Source organism: Onishia taeanensis (assembly GCF_900100755.1).
GTDB lineage: Bacteria > Pseudomonadota > Gammaproteobacteria > Pseudomonadales > Halomonadaceae > Onishia > Onishia taeanensis.
In genome coordinates this window covers 45,892-60,045 of the sequence record NZ_FNCI01000015.1, presented here as the reverse complement: position 1 = coordinate 60,045, position 14,154 = coordinate 45,892, and the positions used below count along the sequence as shown (strand labels likewise).

The window sequence follows — 14,154 nt, the reverse complement described above, 5'->3', positions numbered from 1 at the left end:
GAACCGATCATGCCGGGGTAAACTGAGTCTAGCCTGAACCGCTGCAGGCATTCGTGCGCGCTGCGGCGGTCGGCAGCACGATGGTGACGGCCAGGCCCCCCGCGACCGCCGCGGAGAAGGTCACGTGCCCCGCATACTGCTCGACCAGTTGCCGAAGGATCGACAGCCCCAGGCCATGACCGGGGCGCCCTTCGTCGAGGCGGAGCCCGCGCCGGCCCAGGTGGTCGAGATCCGCTGATGGCACTCCGGGACCGTCATCCTCGATGACCAGGGTCAGTGTCGTCGCCACACTCAGGCGGCAGTGAACGTCGCGCTGCGCCCATTTCCCGGCATTGTCGAGCACGACCCCCAGCATCTCGGTGAAGTCCTGGCGCTCGACGCTGACCGTGGCGCGGAGATCCTGAGGGCCTTCAAGGTGAAAGCGCTTGTCGGGGTGCAGGGTGGCGAACATCTCGATCAGTCGCTCGGCCTCCTGCCGGACGCGGGTGAGCTGGCCGGCATAGGGGCCGGCGATGCGTGAACGACGCAGCTCCGCGTCAAGCTGAGCCTGCATGTCCTCCAGGCGGGTCAATAGCTTCAGGCGGCGGTCGCCATCGATGGGGCGAGAGCCTCTTAGCACCTGCGTGACGGCCGCTAGGGGCGTCTTTAGTGCATGAGAGAGGTTGGCGACGGCGTCCCGCGAGCGCTTGAGTCGCTTGTCCTGCTCGTCCATGAAGCGGTTGAGCTGACCGACCAGGCCATCCAGTTCTGATGGCGTGTCCAACTGCAGGCGCTCGCGATACCCCGCACGCAGTTCATCGAGTTGCCGCTGAAGCCGAACCAGGGGTGACAGTCCTGCATTCACGGCGACCAGGTTGAGCGAAATCAGCAGGAGCAGTACCAGGCCCGCGATGCCACCGACCCACCAGTGCAGGGTGGCCAGGCCGGCTTCCACCTCGGCGAAGTCCTCGCCAATCAACAGGGTGCCGGAGGTGCCGTCTTCCAGGGTAAAGATCTCACGATAGACCAGCAGGTGCCGCTCATCCTGCCCCCGCACCTCGAGCAGGGTATCGTCAACGCCTTCCAGGTAGGGGGTGAGAGTGCGCAGCCAGTCGGGGTGGGAGGTGCTGACCGTGTCATCCAGCCGCAACACGTAGAGGTGATGAAACATCTGCGAGGTCAAGCTGGCGGAGTCCAGCCAGGGTTTCACCTGGGACTGTTCCTGATGCAGCCGTTGCAGCGTGTAGTGCGCCTCCTGGCGCAGGCGATCGCCCAGGAAGTCGCGGGCCAGCTCACGCAGCAGGATGCCATGCAGTAGCCAGGTGATAGCGACGGCAATCAGAGCCACGCTACCCAGCCAGAGGAACAGGCGAAAGCGCAGGCTACGACGATCAGCGCGAAGCAAAGACATACCCCTGGCCGCGACGCGTCTGGATGATGTGCTTGCCCAGGCGGCGGCGCAGCCGCCCGATATAGACCTCGACCAGGTTCGGGGCGGGGGCATCCTGGTCCAGGCTGTAGAGCTGGTCGAGCAGGCGCACCTTGGAGTGCACGTGATCCGGATGATGCATCAGGTAGCGCAGTAGCCGAAATTCGGTGGCCGTAAGGGAGTGCCAGGTCGCTCCGTCGGTGCTGACTTCCTGGGTCTGCTCGTCCAGTTGCACCCCGTTGACGGTCAATCGCTGGGCCAGGCCGCCGGACTGTCGTCGTAACAGGGCATGCAAGCGGGCCAGCAGCTCGGCCTCGTGAAAGGGCTTGGTCATGTAATCGTCGGCTCCTCGCCGCAACCCCACGACCTTGTCTTCCCAGGTGTCCCGTGCGGTCAGTGCCAGGATGGGCAAACGATGGCCCTGCTCCCGCCAGCGTTGCAGCAGCTCCAGGCCAGAACCGTCGGGAAGGCCGATATCGAGGATGGCGAGGACGTAGGCTTCCGTGGCCATCAACGCGTCGGCCACACGCATGCGTGTGGCCGTGTCGACGCTGTAGCCCTCGTCCTGCAAGGTCTCTGCCAGGCTCTCGGCCAGCAGGTCATCGTCCTCGACCAGCAACAGCTTCATGCTTTCATCCCTGGAAGTTGATGTCTCCGCTCATGCCTGACTCATAGTGGCCGGGAATGTTGCAGGCGAATTCGAGCGTATCGGTGTCCTGAGGGGCGGTCCACACCAGGGTCGCGGTCCCACCCGGGGCGATGGTCACGGAGGGCATGCCGTCGCCGTGGTCGCCACCATGATGTCCGCCGGACATGTCATGTCCGCCACCCGAGGCCATCTCGAGCATCATCTCGCGGTGTTTGGCTTGTGCCTCGGCAGTGCCGATCACGAATTCGTGCTTGAGGTTGCCGGTGTTGGTGATCTCGAACTTCACCGTCTTCCCTGGTGTGATAGCGAGTTCGTCGGGCGTGAACCACATGTCACCGGCTTCGAAGCTGATGGTGCGGTCGACCTGAGCGTGAATCTTACTGCCATGTTCGCCGCTGGCCAGGGCCGCGGTAGAGGCGAGGCTCAGGGTCATTGCGAGAAGTGTCTTGCGCATGCGGATAGCTCCATGGGGTCAGTCGACAGGTCTACTTCTAAGGTATCAAGCTGAATTTGGGCTGAATGCCGAACGAAGAATGGCATCAGGAACGATCGCCTGAGCAAACCTCACACTGAGGCGAGGGGAGACATTCGCCATAGAGCCACGCCTGGGAGCGCGTCAGATGTCCGCCGACCACCCCGAGGGTGACCCGACGGGCATCGATCAGCTTTCCTCAGAGCGTCATGAATGGCGCGTCCTGGTGATCTTGGAACTGGTAGACCTCATAAGGCTCGGTCTGTGGCCCCGGCATGCCTGGCGTGCCACTCGGCATGCCGGCCAGTCCGATGCCACTGGTGTCAGGCTTTTGTTCGAAGAGCGCCTCTAGTGCGGCCAGGGGGACATGTCCCTCGATCACATAGTCGCCCATCATGACGGTGTGGCAGGCACCCATTCCGTAGGGTACGCCCGCCGCCCTCTTGACCGCACTCAGGTCCTTGTCATCGACAATGGTAACGTCGATCCCCATTCGCTCCAGGTGGCGGGCATAGCCATCGCAGCAGCCGCACTGAGGGTTCTTGTAGAGCGTGGCCTCGCCCGGCAGAGCGGCATGGGCAGTGGTGGCGCCCAGTAGCAGGCCAGTCGCCATGAAAAGGTGATGAATGGTGAGCTTCATCGACGATCTCCCTTGTTGGAGGTCAACAGATACTTGGTGAGGGCGGCAATGCCGAGACTGAGTAGCACCAGGACGGCGAGCGGCATCATCCAACCCAGCCAGCCCATGTGCCCCATGGTGGTGAAACAATCGGTGAACATGATGCGACTCCCGAAGAGTAGTGTTGTGAGAGCCTTACGGGAAGATGTTGGCAACTGACCGGGGCATGACGAATGGCTAGGGCAGTAGGCCCTGGGAACACCAATGCTCAGGCTGTCACTGTCATTATAGCGGCCTTCCCGTCGGGCCGTGCTGCACGCGTGCCTCCGAACGAGGCACGCTTCCGTAAGCGGCAAGGGCATCGTCCAGGGCCCATGTCAGGGGCTCAGTGGCCATGCCCATCCGCGTAATGGTCGTCATAGGACGGTGATGAGGGTGCGGTATCTTGCGCCGGAGATGTGTCTTTGCTCGCGTTGGTCAATGGGGCCTCTGTGGCTGCATGGTCGTTCTCCGCCGCCGAGACAGCCGTGGCCTCCTGCTCGCTCAAGGCACCCATGTCGCCATGATCATGATCGTGGCCATCATCTTGTGGCTGTGAAGGTGCCGGCTCCGATGTGGCCATTGCACTGGTGTCGCCGTGCTCATGGTCGTGACCATCATGCGTTGCGTTACCGGCCTCAGGCCCGCTGGGCGTGATCATGGCCACGTACTCGGGTTGAGACAGCTCCGGCAACTGCCGCAGGAAGGCCACGATCTCCCAGAGCTCCTGATCCTCGTGAGTCACGCCCCAGGCTGGCATGCCGGTCATCTTGATGCCGTTCTTGATGATCCAGAATTGCTGAGCCGGACTCTGGTGAGTCGTTTCCGACAAGACCGGTGGCATGGGGTTGAGGCCGGCGCGCAGAACCGTGCTGTCGAGTCCAGGCTTGAGATGGCATGCGGCGCAGAGCTGATCGTAGGCAGAGGCGCCCGCTCGAATCATGCGGTCACTGTCCAGGTCGGGAACCTCGAGCTCCTCGGCACCGGCCTCGATCGAAGCATGCAGGGTCGAGTGCATCATCGATTCGACAAACGGCAGATGGGGATCAGTCGCGGCGACGTTATACATACCGCTATGCATGAAGGCCATTCCTCCGATGGCAAGGAGGAGTAGGGTAATGAGCCCACCTAGAGCAAGTTTGAACATCTTCGACGTCGTCCTTTTTTGTAGGGGATCGGGTCTCGAATTGTTGTCTTCCCGGCGTTCACATCGCTCGGGCCGATTTTCCTGGCAGCCGGCCCGTGGCGGCATCCGACGTGAGTCGCTGGCGATATGATAGGGAAAACGAGGCCACGTCGCAGTGGCCTTGAAGGATCCTTCGCGATGAATCAAGTCGATCATGCCGGGGTAAGCTGAACGCAGTCTGAACCGCTGGGCTTGGTAGGGCAGCGGGCGCAGCATCGGTGCCTCAACTGCCGGACTCCAGGGCCTCCAGGTGAGGGCAGGGTATTGCGTGGTGGCGGGCCGTTTGGAGCAGCGGACCAAGGATGGCATCGATCTCGGTGGGGCGTCGCGCCAGCACGTCCTGGAGCATCGAGGCGCGATTATTGGCGGTTGCCGCTGCCACGCTCCACACCTGTGCCGACCAGCCGTTTGGGGGCGCGGGAATGCCCTCGGCGGCCAGGATCAGGGCAAGCTCCGACACCAGCGCCTCGACCATGGGCCGGAAGGGGCGATCCCTGAGTTGGCCGTTGCGGATGCGAAAGCGCGCCACCAGAGGGTTGATGGCGGCATTGACCGCGAGCTTGTGCCATAGCCGCACGCGAATATCGGCGACCGCCTGACAGGCCAGGCCCGCTGCTGAAAGCGTCTCGGCCAGCGATTCTGCCAGCTCAGGGTAGGCGCCGTCGAGGTGGCCGATGACCGTGCGGCCATGGCCCGCATGCACGACGGCATTGCGCTCTGGCGTGTCGTCCACGAAGGCGCCCTCGGTGGTGCTGGCGCAGAGCACCGGCCCTGGCCAGGAGTGGGTCAGCGTCTCCTGAACGCCGAAGCCGTTCTGCCAGAGCACCAAGGGTGTCGCGGTGGGCACTCGACCCTTCAAGGCCGTAATGGCGACCTCCGCACTGTATGCCTTGGTGGTCAGATGGATCATCTCAGGGGGGCTCGGTGGCAAGGTTTCCGGCGTGGCACCGCGCAGCCTGCGCAGGATCTGCTCGCCCTCGGGCGTGATCAGCGTCAGCCGGCCTGGCGGCTGGCGTCGCCCGATCAGGACCACCGGTAACTGGCCCGCCAGCCGCAAGGCAAGCAGCCGCCCCACGGCGCCGGGGCCGACGACCCAGTGATTCGGCTGCGCATGCGGGGAGCGCTGAGCCGGGGTCGTCTCGTTCGTGTTCGTCTCGCTCTTGGCCATCTTGTTCTGGGGCGTGTTCATGCGTCGTCCGTCTTCTTGCTGCGCGGTTTGCTCGTCCCGGCCTTGCGACGCCCGCTCGAGGTGCCGGTCGTCTTGCCGGAGGCGCTTTGGGTCGTTGAACGCTTGCTCGAACCGCGCTTGGCAGTTGCCCCCTTGCCGGTGCTTGCCCGGCGCGGCTTGCGTTTTGATGTGGCAGCGCTCGGCGCGGCCGGGGCGACCCCGCGGGCATCACTCAGGGCGCTGCGCATGCGCCCGGCATCGGCGGCGCCCAGCAGTCCCCGCAGGTCCTCGACCAGGCCCGAGAGGAAGGGCGACGGGTCGCTGCCGGTCTCGGCGATGTCGGTCAGACGCTGCTCCCAGAGCGCGGTGCGCTCGGCACGGCCGACCGCTTCGGGCAGGGCATTGATCAGCGCATGGCCGATCTGGGTGGCCCGCAGGGCCTGCTGCTGGCGCACCAGATAGCCGCGATCGAGCAGCGTTTCGATGATGCCGGCGCGGGTCGCCTCAGTGCCCAGGCCATCGGAGTCACGCAGGGTGCGCTTGACCGCCGGATCCTGAACGTAGCGGGCGATGTTCATCATTGCCTTGATCAGGCTGGCATCGGTGAAGGGTTCCGGCGGCCGGGTCTCGCGATCCTCGACGCCTGTCTCCTGCACCCGGGCCGGCTCGCCTTCCCGCAAGGGCGGCAGCGGCGGCGCCTCGTCGCGGGTGGTGAAAAGCGGCTTCCAGCCCGGGGCGAGAATTTCCCGGCCCTGGGCGCGAAAGCGCTCCTCGAGGATGGTGAACTCGGCCTTGACCTCGCGGGTCTCGAGGGGCGGATAGAACTGCGCCAGCACGTTACGAGCGATCAGCCGGAAGACGTTGGCCTCGGTGGCCGAGAGCCGTGAGAAGTCCGGCCGGGTGCCGGTGGGCGACAGGGCGTGGTGGGCACTGACCTTGGCATCGTTGAAGGCCTTGGAGCGCAGCGAAAAGTCGGCGCCGGCAAGCCAGGGGCCCAGGGTGGCATCGCCCTGGCAGGCGTTGGTCAGCGCCTGCCTCGATGGGCCATGGTGAGCGGCGGGCAGATAGCGACAGTCCGAGCGCGGGTAGGTAATTAGCTTGTGGCGCTCGTAGAGGCTCTGGCAGGTATCGAGCACCGCCTTGGCCGAGAGCTTGTAGCGGCGGGCCGCATCGACCTGCAGCGCCGACAGGGAGTAGGGCAGTGGTGCGGCCTGACGACTTTTCTTGGCATTGAGGCTGGCGAGCGTGCCCTGGCTACCCGGCAGCCGCGCGGCCAGTGCCTCGGCTGGGCCGCGCTGGAGCAGGCGACCCTGGTCATCCAACGGGTGATGCTCGCCGGGCTGCCACCAGGCCCTGAGGTTGCCGTGCTCGACGGCCAGGTCGACCCACAACACATGGAAGGGGCGCGGCGTGAAGGCGGCGATCTCGGCGTCGCGTCGCACCACCAGCCCAAGCACCGGGGTCTGCACCCGGCCCACCGAGAGTACACCGTTGTGTCCTGCCTGGCGGCCGGTCAGCGTCCAGGCACGGGTCAGGTTGATGCCATACAGCCAGTCGGCCCGGGAGCGGGTCTCGGCGGCCCGGTACAGGGCCTGGAATTCGCTGTTATCGCGAAGCTGCCCCAGCGCCTTGACCACCGCCGGGCGGTTGAGGTCGTTGACCAGGAGGCGCGCCACCGGCCCGCGCCACTTCAGGTAATCGAGCACCTCCTGTACCAATAGTTGGCCTTCACGATCCGGGTCGCCGGCATGCACCACGCTGCTGGCTTCCTTGAGCAGCCGGCGGATCACCGCCAGTTGGCCGCGCGCCTTGGGTCTCGGCATCAGCCGCCAGGGGTTGGGAAGGATCGGCAGATGGTCGAGGCGCCATTGCTTGAGGGCCGGGTCGTAGGCATCCGGCGGCGCCTGCTCCAGCAGGTGGCCCAAGCACCAGGTCACAGTGGTGTCGCCGACCGTCACGGCGCCGTCGCTGCGCCGGGACTGGCCGGGTAAGGCATCGGCGATGGCGCGGGCAAGGCTCGGTTTCTCGGCGATAATCAGGCGCATGGAGGTCTCATGAGAGTGAATAACGGGAGACAGGGCGGGCTCGCCAGCTTGTCAAAGTAATGGACATTCTTCCAGTATCCTGGCCGTCTCGCTAGGTGTAACCTGAATCGAAATACGTACAAGGTTTGTACCACTATGCGAGAGCGCGGCAGAACGCGACGGCTGCTGGGGCTGGGGGCAAGAACCGGCGGCGCGATGCTCAAGACCCGCCTCGGCGGCGAAGCCGATTGGCGTTCGCTGGGCGAGGCGCTGTTCGAGGGGCTATCGGAACTCAAGGGCCCGGCCATGAAGCTGGCTCAGGTCATGTCGCAGTGGGATGACCTGCTGCCGCCGGAGCTTGCCAACGAGCTCGCTCGCCTGCAGCGCCAGGCGGAGCCGATGCCATGGGAGAAGATCCGCACTACCCTCGAGGCCGAATACGGTGATCTCGAGGCGCATTTCGCCAAAATCGAGGAGCGCCCCTTCGCCAGCGCCTCCATGGGGCAGGTGCATCGAGCCACGACTCTCGACGGTGAGACCCTGGTGCTCAAGGTGCAATATCCCGGGCTCGAGGAGGTGCTGGAGAGCGATCTTGCCCAGGTGCGGCGCATGATGCGTCTGGGCCGCTGGTTCAAGGTCCCTCAGGCGCGCCTGGATGCGCTCTTCGAGGAGCTCGCCGAGAGCCTGCGCGGCGAACTCGACTATCGGGCCGAGGCCGCGGCCCTGTCGCGCTATCGCCAGCGTTACGCAGAAAACGATGATGTCGTCATTCCGGCGCCGATCGAGTCGCTGTGCACCGCGCGGGTGCTGGCCATGTCCTATGTGCCGGGCACGCCGCTGCGTGAGCTCGATCAGGCGGATGACGCGCTGCGCCAGGCCGTGGCGGTGCGCCTGGCCGACTGGATGACCGAAGAGCTCTTCACCTTCGGTGAGCTACACGCCGACCCGCATGCCGGCAACTTTGCCGCCGACGCCGAGGGGCATTTGATCATCTATGATCTTGGCGCTGTGATTCCGGTGCCAGAAGCGCGGTTGCGCCAGACGCTCAAGCTGCTCAAGGCCACCCTGGAGGAAGACCCGATGGCGATGGACGCGGCGTTGCTGGCGATGGGTGGGCGTCAGGGCGAAGGGGCGCCGCTGAGTCTTTACCGTGACAGTGCCGCGGCCGTCGCACCGCTGTTCGCCCCCGGCGTGCAGGATCTCGGCGACGTGCGGGTGCATCGGCGCCTGCGCGAGCTAAGCCCGCGGGTATGGGCGGCGATGGATCGCCTGCAGCCGCCGGCGGACACCCTGCTGCTGTCGCGCACGCTCAACGGCCACTACTGGAACTTGGTGCGCCTCCAGGCCCGCCTGGATATGGCCGGACGGGCCAGGCCGCTGCTCGAGTGGGCAGAGCAGGTCTGAGGCGTTCTTATTGCATCAAGGCCCACCTCAGCGGCGTTCGCCGCCTTTCAGGCCCAGTGCTCGGCGGGCTCTGACCAGGGCCCGGTACCAGTCCCGATGGGGCTTGCCGACCATCGGGGGGCGCTGGCTCAGATAGCTGACGTTTGGCTTGTCACTGCCGGCATGGCTGGCGTGATAGTTGGAGAGCATGGTCAGAGTGGCTTCCCGGGCACCGTAGTTCTGCGCCAGGAAGTCGATGGCCCCGGGTTCGAGTTCGACGTGATAGTGCTTCACCAGGGCCAGGGCCAACTGCTCGGCGGGACGCGACAGGTCGACCTCGATCTCCTTGACCATGGCCGCCCCCATCGCTGCCTTGGCGGCCGCCGACAGGTTGGGTTCTAGCTGGCCGAAATCAGCGGCGTTGGTGCTGTTGATGGCGCGCTGTACCGCCGGCCGGGAAAGGTGGATATGCGGCTCTAGGGCAAGGGCGATCTCGACCGCCAGGCGCTTGGAGACGTCGACCCCCACCGACAGACGCCGCTCGCGTTCGATGCCTAGCGTAGTGCGGCGATGCTGATCGAATTCGCTGCTGCCCAGGTGTTTGACGAGCCGCTTGCAGACCTTGGCCTTGGCTTCGTCATCGAGTTCGATGACATGCTCGCGTATGCGCAGGCCGCGTCGGCCGGGGCTCAACTGCAGGCGGGCTCCGTCGCTGTCCTGGGCATGGCTGATGCGCTCCCAGCGTTCGGCCATCTTGAGCAGCTGGGCATGATGGCGGCCCACCTGCTCGTAGGCTTCCGAGACCTGCTTGTGCAGACGCACGGCATTGGCCAGGAGTTCGGCCTTTTGGTCCAGGGCGCGGCGATGCTGGCTCTGGCCGCTGCGTACCGCTTTGGCCAGGTGCTGGATCTGCTCGGCAAGGGCATCCATGGCGTTGCGCGAGCGCTCGACCAGTACCTCGGCGCGCAGTCCAGACGCGGAATCCTCGACCAGGGTGCCCGACTGCTCGGCAAGATAGGCCATCAGTGCCTTGAGTCGCGAAAGGCCGGTGGCTTGGGCGATGCGGTGTCGGGCGCGGGCCTGTTCCAGGGCGTCGAAGGCCTGCGCCAGCCGCCAGCGGCCCTTGTACTCGAAGGTCAGCATGGGAATCTGGCGACCGCTGATCAGCTCGAAGGCCAGAATCAGCATCTCTTCCACGTCCTGCAGCGTCATCAGCAGCTCATCGTCCTGCTCGATGGCCGCCAGTACCCGCTCGATGAAGTTGTCATCTCGCGACACCCCGTGTTGCAGCGCTGGCGCCTGGCCGGTGAAGCGCGCCCGTAACAGATCGGTGGCTTCCGGGGCCAGCGCGGCGAGTTCCTGAAACTGCGGTTCCAGCGTCTCGCCATAGAGCGCGACCATGTCGCGGATACGGGCATGCAGGCCGACACGGCGGTAAACGTCGATCTGGCTGATGATCCGGGCGCTGTCGCGATCATCGAGCAGCTCGAGAGCGGCAAGCTCGACGCCCTCGGGTGACAGGTCCTGCTTGCGCAGCAGCATGGCGGCGGCCTCGCGGCGCCGGGCGTCGCCCTCTAGCCGTTCGACGATCAGATCGCGGGTCGTCAGCAGCAGATCCGGCAGCGCCTTGATGACGCGCTCTATCTTGGCGGTGGTCTTCTCGGCGCGGCGCGCCCCGGTGAACTGGTGCACCAGGTTGGCGATGATACCGGTGGCGCCGGTAATCACCGTGTAGCTGATGAAGAAGATGTAGTTATCGGCGGTGGGGGCACGGCCGTAGCCCAGCAGGTAGCCGCCCCAGGCGCCTAGCAGGGTGACGGGACCGGCGGTCCATAGAATCTGCAGCAGACTGACCGACCAGGGCACCTTTTCCACGGCGCGAGTGATGCGATCGATCTCGTCTCGGCCCTCACGCTCGAGGCGGACCTGAGATGTCTCGTGAGAAGCGTCCTTACCACGGCGGCGAAAGGGAATGGGTACGAGCACGGCAGCCTTCATCAGCATCGAACGGGGAAGCCGACGGACGCCGGCGGGCGACACATTAGCACCCCTCACGCGAGCGCAACAGTCCCGCCATTGGCGTGCTAGAATTTTGCGCCCGCAGGTGCTTGGTTCATGCGTCTTTAGACCTCGGCGGGGGTATCGTTACGTGCAGAAAGGCACGCGGCGCACGGGTGTCAAAATTGTCTGTCAGAAGTGAAGTGTTGATGCGAAACGCCAAGCAAGTCAGGAGTCAAGGTATGTCATCGATCGTGCTGCTGGATGGCGGTATGGGCCAGGAGCTTGTTCGTCGTGCTGGCGAACCGCCGACCCCGCTCTGGTCAACCCATATTCTCAATCACTATCCCGAACTGGTGCAGGCACTGCATGAAGACTTCATTCGGGCAGGCGCCCGGGTGATTACCCTTGCGACCTACACGGCCACGCCGGAGCGTCTGTCCCGTGACGGCCAGGCCGAGTCTCTGGAAATGCTGCATCGACGGGCGTTGGAGTGCGCGCAAAAAGCGGTAGCCGCCTGCGGCGAAGACGTGGCGATTGCCGGCTGCTTACCGCCGCTGGTGGCCAGCTATCGGCCCGACCAGTCACCGACTGGCGACGCCGCCTTGGCCAGCTACCGGCGTATGGTGGCGGCCGGGCAGGGCGTGGACCTGTGGCTGTGCGAGGCGATGGCCTCGCTTGACGAGATGCGCACGGCGGCAACCGCCGCCTCGGAGACGGGGCTGCCGGTCTGGATCGCCGTAACGCTCGATGATGCCAACCCCGGTCGCCTGCGCAGCCAGGAGCCCCTGGCCGACGCGGTGGCCCTAGCCGAGTCGCTGGGGGTCCAGGCGCTGCTGATCAACTGTAGCCAGCCCGAAACCATCGAGGCGAGCCTTGACCTTCTGACCGGCTTCTCCGGGATGACCGGGGCCTATCCCAATGGTTTTACCTCCGTCGAGGCGCTGGCCCCGGGAGGCACCGTAAGCTCACTCGAGGCGCGGCTTGATCTTGACCCCGAGGCCTTCACCCACACGGCGATGCGCTGGGTCGATCACGGTATCGATATCATCGGCGGCTGCTGTGAGGTGGGGCCTTCGCATATCGCACGGCTGGCCGAATCTCTCGGCGAGCGCGGACATGCCGTGGTGCGGTTCTAAGCACGTTCTGTTTCAGGCCGTGATAGCCGAAAAGGGCGGTCATGGCCGGGGCGTGGCGGCAAGGTGGATGCCGACAAGCGAGTCAAACGGACAATAGTGAGGGGCCAAGGGCGGCGTGTTAGCATGCTGCTCTTATTAGCTGCAGGCTCGGCCTGCGCAACGCCTCGGTGAAGGGAGAAGACATGCTGGCGGTATGGGTAGAACAGTTGCTGGGCTTCGCCTCCGGTGCGCTGATGGCGATTCGAAACAACGAGCATTACCCGTCCTTCATGGCCTGGGTGCGCGAAGACGGCCCGGTACTGGTCGGTGGCAAACTCTCGCTGGCGCAGGCGCTGGGCCCGGAGCTGTGGTCGCAGACGCCGCTCGAACGCTTGGACTTTGCCTGCGAGCCGCTGGCGCGTCCGGGGCGCAACGAGCCCTGCTGGTGTGATTCCGGGCTCAAGACTAAGCAGTGTTGCGGCGCCGAACGCTTCCCCGGCCCGATTCCCGGTCACCTGATGTGGATGCTGTCGCTGCGCGAGTGGAAGGGCGATACCCTCAAGGCCGCCTTGGATAGCGGCCGAGCGCCGGCCCAGGCACTGCTCGAAGCCGGGCTGATTGCCGCCGAGGGCGGTCAGCGTGGCCGGGCCCAGCAGATTCTCGAGGCGCTATTCAATACCTCCGATTGGGAACGCCTTCCGGAGCAGGCCGAGCCGGCCTTCGAGCTCTTGATCGATCTCTATCAGGAACGCGGGTTCCACAACAAGCGCACCGCACTGCTCGATGAAGTGCTGGATAGAGGTCCGCTCTTTCTGCGCGGCGTGGCGCTCGAACGGCTGTGCCTGATGTATCTCGACGACGATGACCTGGCAAGCGCCCGCGAGGCGTTCGTGCGCGCCCAGCAGGCGCTGCCGGATTCGCCGACGCTTGCCTATATCGAGGCCATGCTGCTGCTGCATGAGGGCAACGTCGAAGAGGCCGCGGAGCGGGCGCGATTCTGGTTCCGCCGGCTGTCGCGGCAAGGCGATCTGGACCCGGAGCAGCTCGAGTTCCTGGCCGATCTGGCCGAGAACCCGGGGGCTACCCTGGCCGAGCAGATGGTCAGTTCCGAGGAAGACCTGGCCGACCCCCTGGCGGCGCTGCAGGCGCTGCTCGAATCGTTGCCGACCGCGCCACGTCTGGAGTTCCAGCGCACCGCCGAAGGCCGCCTGGAATTCCACACGACGGCGCGTCAGGACACCTTGTTCGCCACTTGGCAAAAGCACTTCCAGGTGTTGGTCGATGAAGAGGCGGCACTGGGCTTCGTCGATGACCCCTGGCCTTATGCCAGCGACTGGCTGGGAGAGCTTTGCGCACATCCCGAATGGCTCGATTCGCCCCAGGTCGTGCAGTCGCTGACGTTGGCGCTGACCAGCCGCTTTGGCAGCCTGCCGTGGATGGCGCCGAGCCTATTCGAGCCGCTGGCGCTGCGACTGGAGCGCTGGCTGACGCAGCTCGAGAGTGAAGGGGAGGGCGACTTCGAATGGGACGCCGCCGACAATGCCGTGCTGCTGCGTACCGGCTTGGCCCTGGTGGTGGGCATGGAGCGTGGCGCCCGTGAGCGTTCCAGGGAGCTCGCCGAGCGGCTGCTGAGCCTGGACGCTCAGGACTCGCTGGGTCTGCGTGAGCTGGTGCTCGACCAACTGCTGCGGGAAAGCCGCAATAGCCGGGCTTTGGAGGTTAGCCTGCAGGCCAACGAGACGCCGCCTCTGCTGGGCGTGTTGATGGGCCGGGTGCTGGCGCTGTATCGCCTCGAACGCCTGGATGAGGCCCGCACGGCACTCGAGGAAGTGCGTCGGATCAATCCTCATGTGATGGCAATGCTCTGCGACCCGAAGGGGCGTGAGGTGCGCGGCCGTCAGGCGGACGCGCCCGAGCCCGGCAGCCGCGCCGAAGCCTGGCAGTACCGCACCCTGATGCGCGATCAGTGGTCCAACACCAAGGGCGCTCTGGACTGGCTGGATGCACAGCGCCAGAGCCTGCAGCCCTGATCGGATTGGCCGAGCCTAAGCCCATGACCTAGGCCGGCTCGATCCGCGCAACACGGTGCC

12 protein-coding genes are annotated in these 14,154 nt (G+C 65.4%); 3 read left to right on the top strand and 9 right to left on the bottom strand.

Annotated features, from left to right (window positions below; genetic code table 11):
* Positions 1–28: 28 nt before the first annotated feature.
* The 8 genes from BLR71_RS14965 to BLR71_RS14935 all read right to left on the bottom strand — a co-directional run bounded on the left by BLR71_RS14965 (position 29) and on the right by BLR71_RS14935 (position 7,586).
* Positions 29–1,390, bottom strand: a complete 1,362-nt coding sequence (locus BLR71_RS14965; RefSeq protein ID WP_092528223.1) for a sensor histidine kinase — start codon at positions 1,388–1,390, stop codon at positions 29–31.
* On the bottom strand, positions 1,371–2,036 hold the full coding sequence (locus BLR71_RS14960; RefSeq protein WP_092528221.1) for a response regulator transcription factor: 666 nt from the start codon (positions 2,034–2,036) through the stop codon (positions 1,371–1,373). Before BLR71_RS14960 ends, BLR71_RS14965 begins: the two co-directional genes overlap by 20 nt.
* 4 nt (positions 2,037–2,040) lie before the next feature.
* Positions 2,041–2,511: a cupredoxin domain-containing protein gene (locus tag BLR71_RS14955; protein WP_092528219.1), complete on the bottom strand. Its 471-nt coding sequence runs from the start codon at positions 2,509–2,511 to the stop codon at positions 2,041–2,043.
* A 217-nt stretch (positions 2,512–2,728) separates the two neighbouring features.
* Positions 2,729–3,169, bottom strand: coding sequence for a DUF411 domain-containing protein (locus tag BLR71_RS14950; RefSeq protein WP_092528218.1), 441 nt, complete (start codon positions 3,167–3,169; stop codon positions 2,729–2,731).
* Positions 3,166–3,309 carry a hypothetical protein gene (locus BLR71_RS17680; protein ID WP_175491694.1) on the bottom strand — a complete coding sequence of 48 codons (144 nt, stop codon included), beginning with the start codon at positions 3,307–3,309 and terminating at the stop codon, positions 3,166–3,168. Before BLR71_RS17680 ends, BLR71_RS14950 begins: the two co-directional genes overlap by 4 nt.
* Before the next feature lie 224 nt (positions 3,310–3,533).
* Complete coding sequence (locus BLR71_RS17675) at positions 3,534–4,268, bottom strand: c-type cytochrome (protein ID WP_175491697.1); 735 nt, start codon at positions 4,266–4,268, stop codon at positions 3,534–3,536.
* A gap of 328 nt (positions 4,269–4,596) precedes the next feature.
* Positions 4,597–5,562 carry a ketopantoate reductase family protein gene (locus BLR71_RS14940; protein ID WP_245696507.1) on the bottom strand — a complete coding sequence of 322 codons (966 nt, stop codon included), beginning with the start codon at positions 5,560–5,562 and terminating at the stop codon, positions 4,597–4,599.
* A complete protein-coding gene (locus BLR71_RS14935) occupies positions 5,559–7,586 on the bottom strand; it encodes a DNA topoisomerase III (RefSeq protein ID WP_092528214.1) in 2,028 nt (675 codons plus the stop codon). The genes BLR71_RS14940 and BLR71_RS14935 overlap by 4 nt, the downstream gene beginning before the upstream one ends.
* A 135-nt stretch (positions 7,587–7,721) precedes the next feature.
* Between BLR71_RS14935 and BLR71_RS14930 the strand changes: the two genes are divergently transcribed.
* A complete protein-coding gene (locus BLR71_RS14930) occupies positions 7,722–8,969 on the top strand; it encodes an ABC1 kinase family protein (RefSeq protein WP_092528212.1) in 1,248 nt (415 codons plus the stop codon).
* Between the two features lie 27 nt (positions 8,970–8,996).
* Here the strand turns inward: BLR71_RS14930 and BLR71_RS14925 are convergent, their stop codons facing one another.
* On the bottom strand, positions 8,997–10,934 hold the full coding sequence (locus BLR71_RS14925; protein WP_092528275.1) for a hypothetical protein: 1,938 nt from the start codon (positions 10,932–10,934) through the stop codon (positions 8,997–8,999).
* A gap of 254 nt (positions 10,935–11,188) precedes the next feature.
* Between BLR71_RS14925 and BLR71_RS14920 the strand changes: the two genes are divergently transcribed.
* Both BLR71_RS14920 and BLR71_RS14915 read left to right on the top strand, forming a co-directional pair.
* Positions 11,189–12,085, top strand: a complete 897-nt coding sequence (locus BLR71_RS14920) for a homocysteine S-methyltransferase family protein (RefSeq protein ID WP_092528210.1) — start codon at positions 11,189–11,191, stop codon at positions 12,083–12,085.
* A gap of 182 nt (positions 12,086–12,267) precedes the next feature.
* Positions 12,268–14,094 (top strand): SEC-C domain-containing protein, encoded by a 1,827-nt coding sequence (locus tag BLR71_RS14915; RefSeq protein WP_092528208.1) that lies wholly within the window; start codon positions 12,268–12,270, stop codon positions 14,092–14,094.
* Positions 14,095–14,154: the final 60 nt, after the last annotated feature.